A 14382-nucleotide genomic window follows, 5' to 3' on the forward strand; every position below is an offset into this window, starting at 1 on the left:
TTGCGGCTCAATTGTAACCCCCTTCCACTACAAAGAAGCTCAGACAAATGGCCAACATCGGTAAAGTTAAGCAGGTAATCGGCCCCGTAGTCGACGTGTCCTTCGCCGCCGAAGGCGCCGCGCTGCCCGCCATTCTCAACGCGCTGGAGATCAAGCGCGCCAACGGGGAGACCCTCGTGCTGGAAGTGCAGCAGCACCTTGGCGAAGACGCCGTCCGCACCATCGCCATGGACGCTACCGATGGCCTTACCCGTGGACTGGACGTGGTAGACACCGGTCTGCCGATCGCCATGCCCGTAGGGCCGGCCATTAAGGGACGCCTCTTCAACGTAGTCGGCGAGCCCATCGACGGTATGCCCCGCGTACCGAAAGGCGCCAACGCCCGCCCCATCCACGCCGAGGCCCCGATGTTCGAAAACCTGGCTACTGACCGCGAGCCTCTTTTTACCGGTATCAAGGTGATCGACCTGATCGAACCCTACACAAAGGGCGGAAAGATTGGCCTCTTCGGCGGTGCCGGAGTAGGCAAGACGGTCCTCATTCAGGAGCTGATCAACAATATCGCTAAAGGTTACGACGGTATCTCCGTATTCGCCGGGGTAGGGGAGCGGACCCGCGAAGGGAACGACCTCCTCCGGGAAATGATCGAAGCCGGCATCATCCGCTACGGTGAAGATTTTAAGCACAACATGGAACAGGGTGGCTGGGACCTCAGCAAGGTCGATATGAAGGAGCTGGAGCAATCCAAGGCTACCTTCGTTTTCGGTCAGATGAACGAGCCCCCCGGCGCCCGCGCCCGGGTAGCCCTTTCGGGACTGACCATCGCCGAGTATTACCGCGATGGTGACCTCAGCGATCCCACCGGCGGTCGGGACATTCTCTTCTTCGTCGACAACATCTTCCGCTTCACCCAGGCCGGTTCGGAAGTATCCGCCCTCCTCGGCCGGATGCCCTCCGCCGTAGGTTACCAGCCCACGCTGGCCACCGAGATGGGCCTCATGCAGGAACGGATCACCTCGACCAAGCGTGGCTCGATTACCTCCGTACAGGCCGTATACGTACCCGCGGATGACTTGACCGACCCCGCTCCCGCCACCACCTTCGCTCACCTCGATGCTACTACGGTACTTAACCGGAAAATCGCATCCCAGGGCATCTATCCCGCCGTCGACCCCCTCGATAGCACCAGCCGGATCCTCGACCCCGCCATCATCGGCGACGAGCATTACAATACGGCCCAGCGCGTGATCAACATCCTGGCCCGCTACAACGAGCTGCTGGATATCATCGCCATCCTCGGACTGGACGAACTCAGCGAAGAAGACAAACTGGTCGTAAGCCGCGCCCGCCGGGTGCAGCGCTTCCTCAGCCAGCCCTTCCACGTAGCGGAGCAATTCACCGGACTCAAGGGTGTCTTCGTCGACATCCGGGATACCATCAAGGGCTTCAATATGATCATCGACGGGGAAGTAGACAAATACCCCGAAGATGCCTTCAACCTCGTCGGTACCATCGAAGATGCCATCGAGAAAGGGGAAAAGCAACTGGCGGCCAACGCAGCGTAATGGTTACGTTAGTTCTTTAGTCTTTTGGTTCGGCAGCACCGAGGTGCTGCCGAACCAAAAGACTAGAAGACTAAAGAACTGAAAGACTAGCTATCTATGAAAATCTCCGTTCTAACTCCCGATCGCACCATCTTCACCGGTAACGTCTCGAAGGTAGGCCTGCCGGGAACGGACGGTAGCTTCCAGGTGCTGGATAATCACGCTCCCCTCGTTTCCAGCCTAACGGCGGGCCGGGTGACGCTCGTCACCGCCGCCGGGTCGTATCGCTACTACGACGAAGCGTCCAGTGGAATGAAAAACGATGACTCCGCCAACCGCAGTCTTACGTTCAGTATTGACCGTGGGTTTGTCGAGGTGTTGAACAACGAAGTGAATTTGCTGGTCCAGGGCGCCCGTAACTTACGCTAACCGCTGATTGTCGCTGGCGGAGTTGCTGGCCCGCAGTCCTGGAAGGGCTTACCTCCCATGCCGTGGGGTAATCGAGTTTACGCGATGGGACCGCTACTGACCGTACTTTCCCCCGCCGTTGATACCGGTTTGCCCAAAAAGCGGAGCACCGCGTCGTTGAAACGCTGCACCTCCTCCAGATTGCACAAGTGACCGCATCCTTCCAGCACCACCAGCTCGGCGTGGTGAGCCTGTTTACGTGCAAAACGCTGGGCTGCTTCGAGGAAAACGTGATCCTGGCCCCCCATGACGATGAGGCTGGACGTGCGGAGCTTACGGCGGTAGAACCGCTTCACGATGTGGAAAAAATCCCGGTAAAGGCCTAACCACTTCAAAAACTCCGTCGGGGTCAGCTTCTTCGATTGTAAGCGATAGAGGCGACGACTCGGCGCGTGGTTCTCCCGCGGCAACACGATCATAATGAAGGTGTCGTAGATCCACCGAAAGGGGACGAAGTAGCTGAGAAACTTGCCGCTGTGGGCGAAAAGGCGAATCTTCCAGTCTGCCTTGAAGACGCCCCCCGCCATAATCATCGACTCGATCAGTTCCGGCCGGCGGTCGTACAGCCGCTGTAGCACAATACTCCCCAATGATAGGGAGAGAAAATGCGCGCGAGTAACCCCCACGTGATCGATGGTGCGGAGTACGTCATCGGTGACGATGTCGAAATCGTAAGTACTGTATTCCGGCTCGAGGTCTTTGCTGTACCCATGATCGCGCATGTCGATCAGCAGCAGGTTGAAGAACGGGCGAAACGCCTTGACCTGGTGTTTCCAGGTGATGGAACTCCCTCCGGCCCCATGTATGAACACCATCCAGTCGTAGGTATCGTCCTGGTGGTAAATAGTATGGTGGAGGATGCCGGAGCTCAGTCCCTGCTTTTTCATGCAGGGAGAACGCCCCCCCTACGTTAAGGGTTTGTAACCGACCACCTAAAAGGGGGGCGTGCGTATTAAGCCTACATTAAATCGTTTTCCACAGCATGTGGAATTTCAATCCCGAGCGTAGTTTTAGCGTTACAAGGTCCTGCAACCCATTTACTTAACGGGGCGACTTTGTTGCTGATATCCCTCTCGCGTGACGTATCCACCTAATCTCATGAGCGACCGCCATCTGCAGTTGGCCATCTTCCGTCTCAACGATATGTGCGTTGGGATTCAGGAGGACATGGATGGCTATCTGCCCACCGCTTCCCTCGAGAAAATGCCGGGTGCGGAAGCTACCTTCGCCTGGTTGCACCGGCGCGGCGTCCGCATTTGCCTCCTTAGCGACTTCGACCGGGAGCGAACCCTCCTTTTACTCGGTCGGCTCAACTGGACGGTGGAGGAAGATGGGACCGTCCAGGCCATCATCACCGACCAGAACAAGAAGGATAATCCAGTGCGGATGGCCCAGGAAAATGCCTGTCTGCAGAATCCCCGCTTCAGCTTCGCCGCCTTCGATACCCCCCGCCTGCTGCGCCTGGCCAACGAGGCCCGGGTTCATTTCAACCTGGCGGTATGCAACGGCCGCCACTCCTACAACGAGCTGGCCGTCGCCCCCCACCACGCCATGCTGGATTCCCTGGTGCAACTGCCCAATTTTCTGCTGGAGCATCTGCCCGAAGCCGAAGCCGGTCAGTTTACCCATCCCGCCGCCGGCCGCCGGCTCCTTCCCAAACTCCGGCTCCCCCGCCCGCTCTCCCGCCGATAGGAGCGCAGCGGTGTTCCGCGGCTCCCCTGGCGGCTGAGCACCTTATTCGCCGAAGTGCGGACTACCCGTAAATCCTTAGCCGGCTTCGCGCGTTACCTTTGCGGCTTCAAACCGCGACACGAATGAGTTTTTTTAAAAAGTTTTTTACCGCCGATAAGAAAGAGGATCTCGACAAGGGCCTGCAAAAGACCAAAGAGGGATTTTTCAACAAGCTCGGGCGGGCGGTCGCGGGCAAGGACCGGGTTGACGAGGAAGTACTCGACGAACTGGAAAACGTGCTGATCGCCAGCGACGTCGGACTGGACACGACCATCAAGATCATCGAGCGCATCGAGGCGCGGGTAGCCCAGGACCGCTACCTCAATACCAGCGAGCTCAATCATATCCTCCGGGACGAAATAGTCAATCTACTCGCCGAGCAGAACAACGAGGACTTCGACGATTACGTACTGCCGACCACGGAGCGCCCCGCTATCATCCTCGTTGTAGGGGTGAACGGGGTCGGAAAAACAACCACGATCGGCAAGCTCGCCCACCAGTTTCAGCAGCGGGGCCATAAAGTGGTGCTGGGGGCCGCCGATACGTTCCGGGCGGCCGCCGTCGACCAGTTGGGAATCTGGGCCCAGCGCGTAGGCTGCGAGTTCTACAGCAAGGGCATGAACACCGATCCCGCCGCCGTCGCCTTCGAAACGGTCCAGTACGCCAAGAAGAACGATTGCAGCGTGGCCATTATCGATACCGCGGGCCGGTTGCACACGAAGTTCAACCTGATGAAGGAGCTGTCCAAGATCAAGCGCTCGGTGACCAAGGCCATGCCGGGCGCGCCCCACCAGGTGCTGCTGGTGCTCGACGCTACCACCGGCCAGAACGCCATCGAACAGGCCAAAGCCTTCACCGAGGCGACCGAAGTCAATTCCCTGGCCCTTACGAAACTGGACGGAACCGCAAAGGGAGGCGTAGCCATCGGCATCACCGACCAATTCCAGGTACCCATCCGCTACATCGGCGTAGGGGAGGGGATCGAGCACCTGCAGGTTTTCAACAAACGGGCGTTCGTGGACAGCTTGTTTGGGGATACGTTTTGAGGGGTCGGTGAACGACGGGTGAAGCTCGACCTCCCTTTGGCGCCCCACCACCAGGGGACTTCGGGGTGCGGCGCCATCCTCCTGCAAGCGTCCGGATATTTTGGGCGACGGAGCGCAGGTAGCAAGAAAAGGCGAAATGCGGCCCCCGATCCGGGTAAGTTATCGGGCCCGACCGCCGGTGTCAGCCCCTGTTCCCGCGCTTCGGCGCAAAAAAATGATTCCAATTGCCTGACCGTTAGGTTTTCCGAAAAGAAAAACTTACCTTTGTGCTCGCTTTTTCAGGAGGTAGGCCTCTGGTAATATAAAAAGCGTTCGTAAAGCAAAGAAAACGTATGCCTACAATTAATCAATTAGTGCGGAAGGGCCGCAAACAGATCAAGGAGTCGAGTAAATCGCGCGCCCTGGATGCTTGCCCACAAAAGCGTGGCGTCTGCACCCGCGTCTATACTACCACCCCAAAGAAGCCGAACTCGGCGCTACGGAAGGTGGCCAAGGTTCGTTTGACCAACGGAATCGAGGTGATTGCCTATATCCCGGGTGAAGGACACAACCTCCAGGAACACAGCATCGTGCTGATCCGTGGCGGTCGTGTGAAGGACCTTCCGGGTGTACGCTACACCATCGTACGGGGTGCTCTGGATACGGCCGGCGTGGCTAACCGTAAGCAGGCCCGTTCCAAGTACGGTGCCAAGCGTCCTAAAAAGTAATTAAACAGTAAGACGGGCTGTCTCGAAATAGGCACCCATCGGTCGAAAACGGCCATCTGAAGTAAAGCAGTTATGCGTAAAAGAAAACCAAAACTCCGGATTGTAACTCCGGACCCCCGTTACGGCGATACCCTCGTCACCCAATTCGTCAACAACCTGATGTACTCCGGTAAGAAGAGTACGGCCTTCTCCGTCTTTTACGACGCGATGGACATCATCAAGGAGCGGGTTTCCAACGAGGAGATCGACGAATACGAAGTATGGAAGCGGGCGATCAATAACGCCATGCCTCAGGTGGAAGTACGCAGCCGCCGGATCGGTGGGGCTACTTTCCAGATCCCGACCGAAATCCGCGGCAAGCGGAAAATGTCGATCGGCATGAAGTGGCTCGTACGCTTTGCCCGTCAGCGCAGCGGTAAGGGTTTCGCCGAAAAAATGGCCGCCGAACTGCTCGCCGCCAGCCGCAACGAAGGCTTGGCTGTCAAGCGGAAGGAAGAGACCCACAAGATGGCCGAGTCCAACCGCGCCTTCGCCCACTACGGTCGGTAGAAACCGAGGTCTTTGCTTTTCCTTTTTCCCATCTAAATATCATCCACCGCCATGGCTACGGATCTTCATTATACCCGAAACATCGGTATCGCTGCCCACATCGACGCGGGCAAGACCACGACTACCGAACGCATTCTTTACTATACCGGTATCTCCCACAAAATCGGTGAGGTACACGACGGTGCCGCCACCATGGACTGGATGGAGCAGGAGCAGGAGCGTGGTATTACGATTACCTCCGCCGCTACCCACACCAACTGGAAGTGGAAGGATGAGAGCTACGTCTTCAATATCATCGATACCCCCGGCCACGTCGACTTCACCGTAGAGGTGAACCGCTCGTTGCGGGTGCTGGACGGACTCGTGTTTCTCTTCTGTGCCGTATCGGGCGTAGAGCCACAGTCTGAAACCAACTGGCGCCTGGCCAACAACTATAAAGTTCCGCGCATCGGATTCGTCAATAAGATGGACCGCTCGGGAGCCGATTTCTTCGCCGTCGTCAAGGACGTCCAGGACAAGCTGGGATCCAAAGCCATACCGCTCCAGGTGCCCATCGGCGCGGAGGAGCGCTTCACCGGCGTGGTCGACCTCGTCACCATGCAGGCCATCGAGTGGAACGAAGACGATATGGGCATGACCTTCAACGTCATCGATACGCCCGAGGATCTGAAGGAAACGGTAGGAGAATGGCGCGAGAAGCTGCTGGAAGCCGTAGCCGAATACGACGAGAGTCTGCTGGAGAAGTACTTCGAAGACCCCGAGAGCATCAGCGTGGAAGAAGTACGCAAGGCCGTCCGTGATGCCGTCATGGATGCTGCTTTCGTACCCATGATGTGCGGATCCGCCTTCAAAAACAAGGGCGTACAGGCCGTGCTGGACGCGGTATGTGCCTACCTGCCCAGCCCGCTGGACGTTCCCCCGATCAAGGGTACCCACCCCGACGACGAGGAGAAGATCCTCACCCGGAAAGCTTCGGTGGACGAGCCCTTCTCGGCCCTGGCCTTCAAAATCGCTACGGACCCATTCGTAGGTCGCCTAGCCTTTATGCGGGTGTACTCCGGCCGTCTTGATGCCGGTTCCTACGTAAGAAACACCCGCAGCGATAGCAAGGAGCGTATTTCCCGTCTTTACCAGATGCACGCCAATAAGCAGGAGAGCATCACGAAAGTAGAGGCCGGCGACATTGCCGCCGCCGTTGGATTCAAGGATATCCGGACCGGCGATACCCTGTGTGATGCCGATCACCCCATCGTACTGGAGTCCATGGTCTTCCCCGATCCCGTGATCGGTGTAGCCGTCGAGCCCAAGACGCAGAAGGATATCGACAAGCTCGGCATGGCCCTCGCTAAACTGGCGGAGGAGGATCCCACCTTCCAGGTTAAGTACGACGAGGACACCAACCAGACCGTCATCAGCGGCATGGGTGAACTGCACTTGGAGATCATCGTGGACCGCCTGAAGCGCGAGTTTAAGGTAGAGGCTAACGTAGGTGCGCCCCAGGTGAACTACAAGGAAGCACTCTTCAACACGGTTACCCACCGGGAGCGCCTCAAGAAGCAGTCGGGTGGTTCGGGTCTGTTTGCCGACATGAGCTTCGACCTCGGCCCGGCCGACGAGGAGTTCCTGGAAAGCGAGGACTTCAAGAGTGGTAAGGAAACCCTTCAGTTCGTATGGGACATCGTTGGCGGTTCGATCGACAAGAACTACCAGAAGCCTATTCGGGACGGATTCAAGTCTATGATGAAGAACGGCATTCTTGCCGGATACAACATCGACAGCATGAAGGTGCGTGTGTTCGACGGTGCTATGCACACGGTTGACTCGAAGCCCATTGCGTTCGAACTCTGTGCCAAGGAGGGCTTCCGGGAAGCCGCCAAGCAGGCTCAGCCTAAGCTGCTCGAACCCATCATGGAAGTGGTCATCATCACGCCGGAGGAGTACACCGGTAACGTGATCGGTGACCTCAACCGCCGCCGCGGTCTGCCGAAGGGCCAGAACCCGGTAACCGGAGGAGCGGTCAAGATTACCGCAGACGTACCGCTGAGTGAAATGTTCGGTTACGTAACCGACCTCCGCACGATCACTTCCGGCCGTGCCAACTCGAGCATGACGTTTAGCCACTACACCGAGGCCCCCTCAGGTATTGCTAAGGAAATTATCGAAAAGGCTCGCGGAGAAGCTTAAACCTAGTAATTATGTCCGCCGGAATGCCGGCGGCCCTCTGGAGAGAAGGGGGTACGTCCTCCTTCTCTTCCTCAATCCTTGAAATTTAAAACTGGCATGAATCAGAAAATTCGCATTAAGCTGCGGTCCTACGATCATAACCTGGTAGACAAGTCTACCGAGAAGATCGTCAAGACCGTAAAGAACAGTGGGGCCATCGTAACCGGCCCGATTCCGCTGCCCACCGAGAAAGATATTTACACCGTTCTGCGCTCGCCGCACGTAAATAAGAAATCCCGGGAGCAGTTTCAGTTGCGCACCCACAAGCGACTGATCGAGATTTACACCCCCAACCAGAAAACGGTGGACGCCCTGGCTAAGCTAGAGCTGCCCAGTGGGGTGGATATCCAGGTAAAGCTGACGTAAGGTCTTCTTTGCTTGCCGCCCCCGGGCGGTTGATGTAACCTTTTAACTAACTGCTCCCCCCAATCGGTCGGGAGCTTACCGCCCGCTCTCCACGGAGAAGGCGGATAAATTAAGACCAATGAACGGTATAATTGGTAAAAAAGTCGGGATGACTTCCATCTTCGACGACGCGGGCCGCAACGTGGCCTGTACGGTTATCGAGGCCGGCCCCTGCGTGGTCACTCAGGTTAAAACTGACGATACGGATCAGTACAATGCCCTGCAGTTGGCCTACGGAGATAAAAAAGAGAAGATGACGACCAAGCAGTTGGCCGGTCACTTCAAAGCCGCTAGCACGGGGCCAAAGCGCGACGTGATCGAGTTTCGGGATATGAAACTCGCTAAAGCGCTCGGCGACACCATCACCGTCGACGAAGTTTTCGTCGAGGGCGATATGGTAGCTGCCGTAGGTACGAGCAAGGGCAAGGGCTTCCAGGGTGTCGTGAAGCGGCACAACTTTAAGGGCGTCAATGATGCCACCCACGGTCAGCACAACCGCCAGCGTGCCCCCGGTTCGATCGGTGCGGCTAGCTACCCAGCCCGGGTATTCAAGGGCATGCGCATGGCCGGTCGCGACGGAGGGGGGCGCGTGACCATCAAGAACCTGAAGGTACTCAAGGTATTTCCCGACCGCAACCTGATTCTGGTGAAGGGCGCCGTACCCGGACCGAAGGGTGGAACCGTAATCCTGCACAAATAAGGCACCCCGCCTCTAAAAAGAAATAGAAATGAAACTACAAGTTCATAGCGCTACGGGTGCCGGCACGGGCCGCGAGGTAGAACTCCCCGAGCACATCTTCGGAATCGAACCCAACGAGCACGCCGTTTACCTCGCCGTGAAGGCCTATCTGGCCGCTCAGCGTCAGGGTACCCACAAGGCAAAGGAACGCGGTGAAGTAGCCGGTTCTACCAAGAAGCTGCACCGCCAGAAAGGAACGGGTGGATCCCGTAAGGGCGACATTAAGAACCCGCTATTCCGCAGCGGTGGCCGCATCTTCGGTCCCCGCCCCCGTACCTACGGAATCAAGCTGAACAAACGCGTCAAAATGACGGCTCGTGCTTCTGCTTTTTCCACCAAGGCTGCTGCCGGAAACATCAAATTAGTAGAGAACCTACAGTTCGATGCGCCCAAGACCAAGGACTATGTAAAGTTCCTGCATGCACTGGAAGCAACCGAAGGAAAGGTGCTGCTCATCACCGCCGACCACGATAGCAACGTATACCGGAGCGGTCGTAACCTGCCCAACAGCAGCATCGTAAGCGCCGGATCGGTCAATACGTACGAAGTGATGCGCGCCGGTACCATCCTCATCGCCGAGGGTGCCATTGATAAACTGAAGGAGCAATTCGCGACCTTCGAAACCTCCACGACCAATGACTAAGAATATCCTCATCAAGTCGGTAGTTTCGGAGAAAGCCGAACTACTCAGCGAAAACCGCGGGCACTACACCTTCGTGGTGAACAGCACCGCTAACAAGATTCAGGTACGGAATGCCATCGAGGCCCGCTACGGTGTAACCGTAGACAGCGTCAATACGATGAACATGCCGTCCAAAAGCAAAAACAGATCGACCAAGTCCGGTATCGTCCGCGGACGGATAGCTGGCTTCAAGAAAGCCATTGTTACCCTGATCGAAGGCGACACCATCGACTTGTATAACGAGTATTAATTCAACACCGGTAGGTGGGGAGCAGCGGACCAGGGTCGATCTGGGTATCCGTCTTCATGCTCCGAGATCTGCCGGGCAACAAGCGCAATAATGCCAATCAAAAAATTTAAGCCGGTATCCGCCGGATCCCGTTTCCACGTCGGTAATAAGTTTACCGAACTGTCGGGTGATAAGCCGGAGAAGAGCCTGCTGGCTCCCGTAAAGCGTACGGGCGGCCGTAACCGCACCGGTAAGATGACCGTGCGTCAGCGTGGTGGCGGACACAAGCGTCGCTACCGTGTAGTAGATTTCCGTCGTGAGAAAGACGGTATTCGTGCCGAGGTGAAAACCATTGAGTACGATCCCAACCGCACCGCCTTTATCGCCCTGGTGGAATACACCGACGGCGAAAAGCGCTACATCATCGCACCGCAAGGACTTACCGTTGGGGATACCATCGTCAGCGGCCCGGAAGCAACGCCGGATACCGGCAATTGCATGTTGCTGGGTGACGTACCCCTGGGTTCGCAAATCCACAGCATCGAGCTGCAGCCCGGTAAGGGCGCCGCGTTGGCTCGTTCGGCGGGTACGAATGGTACCCTGATGGGGAAGGAAGGGTTGTTCGTTTCCGTCAAACTACCCAGTGGGGAAGTTCGCCGGATCCTGAAGACCTGCCGGGCCGTAATCGGTGCTACTTCAAACCCTGACCACGCCCTGACCGTTGCCGGTAAGGCAGGACGGAAGCGTTGGTTAGGCCGCCGTCCGCGCGTTCGTGGTGTAGCCATGAACCCCGTCGATCACCCCATGGGTGGTGGTGAAGGTCGCGCTTCGGGTGGTCACCCCCGCTCACGTACCGGTATTATGGCCAAGGGTCAGAAGACGCGGAACGTCAATAAGGCTAGCAACAAAATGATCATCAGCCGTCGCAAGACCAAGAACAAGAAATAATTTATGGCACGTTCGCTAAAGAAAGGACCCTACGTTTTTCACAAGCTTTACGACAAGATTGTAAAGTCACAGGAAGGAGGCCGTAAGGGCATGATCAAGACTTGGTCGCGCGCATCCATGATCGTCCCCGACATGGTAGGGCTCACGATCGCGGTTCACAATGGTAAAACTCACGTCCCCGTATACGTCACGGAGAACATGGTAGGACACAAACTCGGTGAGTTTGCACCTACCCGTTCGTTCCGCGGCCACGGTGGCAAGAAAAAATAGTACGGTAGTCGGTAGTACGGTAGCAGCATGCACCGACTACCGTACTACCACGCTACCGTACTACCGTACTTTAAAACTGAGTGAAGGAAGAGTAAGGTCTCGCCTTCGGGCCCGCTTTACTAACCCGTTCCCTCGTAATTTATCCAATAATGGAAGCAACAGCAAGTTTAAATAGCATTCCGATGTCGGTCCGCAAGATGCGGCTCGTAGTCGACCTGATCCGCGGTAAGCGAGTCGGAGAAGCTCTGGGTATTCTGGAGTACAGCAAGCAGGAAGCCGCCATCTGGCTGCGTAAGAACCTGCTTTCGGCCATCGCGAACTGGGAGTACAAAACCGACGGTTTGGAAAGCGCCGACGAGTACGACCTGATCGTCAGCGAAATCTTCGCCGATGCCGGAGCTCAAATCAAGCGGTTTCGGCCAGCACCGCACGGACGCGCCCACCGCATCCGTAAGCACAGCTGCCACATTACAATCAAGGTAAGTAACACGCTTCCGATCCCCTCGGAAAAAGTGGAAGCTACCGAACCGGAAACCGTCGAAGAATAATATATCATGGGTCAGAAGACAAATCCAATAGGTAACCGTCTGGGTTACATTCGCGGCTGGGACAGTAACTGGTTCGCCGATAAAGACTACGCAGCCAACGTCATCGAAGACGAGAAGCTCCGCACTTACCTTGATACTCGTATCAGCAAGGGCGGTATCGCCCGGATCATCATTGAGCGGACCCTCAAGCGGGTGACGCTCACGATCCATACTTCACGTCCCGGTATCATCATCGGTAAGGGAGGCAAAGAGATCGATCAGATTCGCGAGGAACTTCGCCGGCTTACGGACAAAGACATCCAGATCAATATCATCGAGATCCGCAAGCCGGAACTGGACGCGAATATTGTGGCGGAATCCATCGCCAACCAGATCGAAGCACGGATCAACTACCGCCGGGCGATCAAGACCAGTATCGCTTCTACGATGCGGGCGGGTGCCGAAGGTATCAAGATCCGGATCGCAGGTCGCCTGAACGGTTCCGATATGAGCCGCAACGAGGAGTACAAGGAAGGACGTACGCCATTGCATACATTCCGCGCCGATATCGATTACGCCAACAAGGAGGCCCATACGGTCTACGGTCGTATCGGCATCAAGGTTTGGCTCTGTAAGGGCGAGGTGCTAGGTAAGCGTGACCTTAATCCGAATGCCGGTCTGGCAACGAAGGGTGACGATCGGCGCAGCGGCGGAAGCAGCAGCGGCGGAAGCAGCGGCGGCGGAGGCGGCCGGGGCGGTCGTCGCGGCGGCAGCGGCGGAGGCCGGCGCTAGACGAGCTACGACTACCACGACCTGGTGGCCGGCGCGTGACGCCAGGTGCATCAGCGATATTCCAACGACTTAACCGCCAGCGGCGAGAACAACAGACCGGAGATCATCAAGCCAGGCTTTGCGCTGATCTCCATCCCGAAGAGCAGGGTAGTAGCCGGTCACCGACCGCTTCTACCTTGCTTTACTTTGCTCGGAAGAAATCGAGCGTTATGCTTTTCATTGTCAGGGGAAAAGCGTACCTTTGCCCCGCTCTAAGAGAGCCCTCTTCAAATTTAGTACCATGCTACAGCCGAAAAGAACGAAATACCGCAAGCAGCAAAAAGGCCGTAATACGGGCCTGGCAGGCCGTGGTAATCTGGTTTCCTTCGGAACTTTCGGGCTTAAAAGCCTGGATTCCGGACGAATCACCAACCGCCAAATTGAAGCCGCCCGTATCGCTATGACGCGTAATATGAAACGGGAGGGAAAAGTTTGGATCCGCATTTTTCCAGATAAGCCCATCACCAGCAAGCCGCTTGAGGTGCGGATGGGTAAGGGTAAAGGTGCCCTGGATCACTGGGTCGCTCAGGTGCAACCCGGTCGCGTACTCTTCGAACTCGATGGTGTCAGCCGGGAAGTTGCTGAGGAGTCGTTGCGATTGGCCGCCCAGAAGCTACCCGTATTGACCAAGATCATTACCCGGGTAGACTACCAGGAGTAGATCGAAACAACCATTAAATAGTTAAGTCCGCTTTAGGGTAGAAGCATTCGATAAGCGGAAGAATAAGAAACGATGGCGAGTAATAAAACATTAGAACTTCGAGATGCCTCCGACGCTGACCTCCGGGATCAGTTGAACGAGAGCGTTACCAGTCTGGAAAAGATGAGGTTCGACCATACCGTGAACGGCATTGAGAATCCCTTAGAGCTGCGCACCGTTCGTCGCGACGTGGCCCGAATCAGAACCGAGCTCCGGCGTCGGGAACTGGCGGGTATGTCCGCCGAAGCGTTGGCCAAACGCGACAGCATTCGCCGCCGCCGCAAAAAGTAACTGAGTTATGAGTACAGAGGAAAAAAACGTCCCCGAGCAGGACGAGCGTCCGGAGGGAAAGGAGAGCGTGCTTCAGCAGGTAACCAGTGCAGTGGACGATGCGGTCGAAACGGCCGCGGAAACCATTGAAAGCATTACCGGCAGTTCCGAATCCGAATCTTCGAATAAAAAAACATCTCCAGTGGATAGCAGCAAGTCAACCGGTACGCGTGAAAAGGATTCCGCCCGTAACGAACGGAAAACCCGTGATGGCGTCGTCGTCAGTAATAAGATGGACAAGACAATCTCGGTAGCTATCGAGCGTCGTCTTCAGCACCCGATTTACGGTAAATACGTGAAGAAGACTAAAAAGCTGATCGCCCACGACGAGAGCAATGAATGTCAGATCGGCGATCTGGTCCGTATCATGGAATGCCGGCCGCTCAGCCGCCGTAAGCGCTGGCGCCTCATCTCCGTACTGGAGAAGGCCAAGTAATCCAATCGTAAACGGCA

19 protein-coding genes are annotated in these 14382 nt (G+C 56.6%); 18 read left to right on the forward strand and 1 reads right to left on the reverse strand.

Annotation, left to right across the window (positions count from 1 at the left end; genetic code table 11):
* The first annotated feature begins 47 nt into the window (after positions 1–47).
* Both atpD and CLV84_RS11080 read left to right on the forward strand, forming a co-directional pair.
* The gene (gene atpD, locus CLV84_RS11075) at positions 48–1565 is read left to right on the forward strand and encodes a F0F1 ATP synthase subunit beta (RefSeq protein WP_104419859.1); all 1518 of its coding nucleotides are present in this window, start codon (positions 48–50) and stop codon (positions 1563–1565) included.
* 96 nt (positions 1566–1661) lie between these two features.
* A complete protein-coding gene (locus CLV84_RS11080) occupies positions 1662–1973 on the forward strand; it encodes a F0F1 ATP synthase subunit epsilon (RefSeq protein WP_104419860.1) in 312 nt (103 codons plus the stop codon).
* A 77-nt stretch (positions 1974–2050) separates the two neighbouring features.
* Here CLV84_RS11080 and CLV84_RS11085 read toward each other — a convergent pair whose 3' ends face one another.
* Positions 2051–2899: an alpha/beta fold hydrolase gene (locus CLV84_RS11085; protein WP_104419861.1), complete on the reverse strand. Its 849-nt coding sequence runs from the start codon at positions 2897–2899 to the stop codon at positions 2051–2053.
* Positions 2900–3110: 211 nt separating this feature from the next.
* On the opposite strand from CLV84_RS11085, the gene CLV84_RS11090 reads away from it, so the two are divergent.
* From CLV84_RS11090 to rpsQ, 16 genes are all read left to right on the forward strand, one after another.
* The gene (locus tag CLV84_RS11090) at positions 3111–3704 is read left to right on the forward strand and encodes an HAD family hydrolase (protein ID WP_104419862.1); all 594 of its coding nucleotides are present in this window, start codon (positions 3111–3113) and stop codon (positions 3702–3704) included.
* A 122-nt stretch (positions 3705–3826) separates the two neighbouring features.
* A complete protein-coding gene (ftsY, locus tag CLV84_RS11095) occupies positions 3827–4789 on the forward strand; it encodes a signal recognition particle-docking protein FtsY (RefSeq protein ID WP_104419863.1) in 963 nt (320 codons plus the stop codon).
* A gap of 332 nt (positions 4790–5121) precedes the next feature.
* Positions 5122–5496: a 30S ribosomal protein S12 gene (rpsL, locus tag CLV84_RS11100; protein WP_104419864.1), complete on the forward strand. Its 375-nt coding sequence runs from the start codon at positions 5122–5124 to the stop codon at positions 5494–5496.
* A 72-nt stretch (positions 5497–5568) separates the two neighbouring features.
* Positions 5569–6045 carry a 30S ribosomal protein S7 gene (rpsG, locus tag CLV84_RS11105; protein ID WP_104419865.1) on the forward strand — a complete coding sequence of 159 codons (477 nt, stop codon included), beginning with the start codon at positions 5569–5571 and terminating at the stop codon, positions 6043–6045.
* A 51-nt stretch (positions 6046–6096) separates the two neighbouring features.
* Complete coding sequence (gene fusA / locus CLV84_RS11110) at positions 6097–8229, forward strand: elongation factor G (protein ID WP_104419866.1); 2133 nt, start codon at positions 6097–6099, stop codon at positions 8227–8229.
* A 96-nt stretch (positions 8230–8325) separates the two neighbouring features.
* Entirely contained in the window at positions 8326–8634 is a 309-nt protein-coding gene (rpsJ, locus tag CLV84_RS11115; RefSeq protein ID WP_099106033.1) for a 30S ribosomal protein S10, read from the forward strand.
* A gap of 118 nt (positions 8635–8752) precedes the next feature.
* The gene (gene rplC, locus CLV84_RS11120) at positions 8753–9373 is read left to right on the forward strand and encodes a 50S ribosomal protein L3 (RefSeq protein WP_104419867.1); all 621 of its coding nucleotides are present in this window, start codon (positions 8753–8755) and stop codon (positions 9371–9373) included.
* Between the two features lie 28 nt (positions 9374–9401).
* On the forward strand, positions 9402–10055 hold the full coding sequence (gene rplD / locus CLV84_RS11125) for a 50S ribosomal protein L4 (protein ID WP_104419868.1): 654 nt from the start codon (positions 9402–9404) through the stop codon (positions 10053–10055).
* The gene (rplW, locus tag CLV84_RS11130; RefSeq protein WP_104419869.1) at positions 10048–10344 is read left to right on the forward strand and encodes a 50S ribosomal protein L23; all 297 of its coding nucleotides are present in this window, start codon (positions 10048–10050) and stop codon (positions 10342–10344) included. Before rplD ends, rplW begins: the two co-directional genes overlap by 8 nt.
* A 90-nt stretch (positions 10345–10434) precedes the next feature.
* A complete protein-coding gene (rplB, locus tag CLV84_RS11135) occupies positions 10435–11271 on the forward strand; it encodes a 50S ribosomal protein L2 (protein ID WP_104419870.1) in 837 nt (278 codons plus the stop codon).
* Positions 11272–11274: 3 nt separating this feature from the next.
* Positions 11275–11541 (forward strand): 30S ribosomal protein S19, encoded by a 267-nt coding sequence (rpsS, locus tag CLV84_RS11140; protein ID WP_099106028.1) that lies wholly within the window; start codon positions 11275–11277, stop codon positions 11539–11541.
* Between the two features lie 149 nt (positions 11542–11690).
* The gene (rplV, locus tag CLV84_RS11145; protein WP_104419871.1) at positions 11691–12089 is read left to right on the forward strand and encodes a 50S ribosomal protein L22; all 399 of its coding nucleotides are present in this window, start codon (positions 11691–11693) and stop codon (positions 12087–12089) included.
* Between the two features lie 6 nt (positions 12090–12095).
* Complete coding sequence (gene rpsC / locus CLV84_RS11150; RefSeq protein ID WP_104419872.1) at positions 12096–12860, forward strand: 30S ribosomal protein S3; 765 nt, start codon at positions 12096–12098, stop codon at positions 12858–12860.
* Positions 12861–13140: 280 nt separating this feature from the next.
* Positions 13141–13560, forward strand: coding sequence for a 50S ribosomal protein L16 (gene rplP, locus CLV84_RS11155; RefSeq protein ID WP_104419873.1), 420 nt, complete (start codon positions 13141–13143; stop codon positions 13558–13560).
* A 72-nt stretch (positions 13561–13632) separates the two neighbouring features.
* Complete coding sequence (gene rpmC, locus CLV84_RS11160) at positions 13633–13890, forward strand: 50S ribosomal protein L29 (RefSeq protein ID WP_104419874.1); 258 nt, start codon at positions 13633–13635, stop codon at positions 13888–13890.
* 7 nt (positions 13891–13897) lie between these two features.
* Entirely contained in the window at positions 13898–14365 is a 468-nt protein-coding gene (gene rpsQ, locus CLV84_RS22320; protein ID WP_104419875.1) for a 30S ribosomal protein S17, read from the forward strand.
* The last annotated feature ends 17 nt before the right edge of the window (positions 14366–14382 follow it).

Origin of the sequence: Neolewinella xylanilytica, from assembly GCF_002934605.1 — a bacterium.
Taxonomy (GTDB): domain Bacteria; phylum Bacteroidota; class Bacteroidia; order Chitinophagales; family Saprospiraceae; genus Neolewinella; species Neolewinella xylanilytica.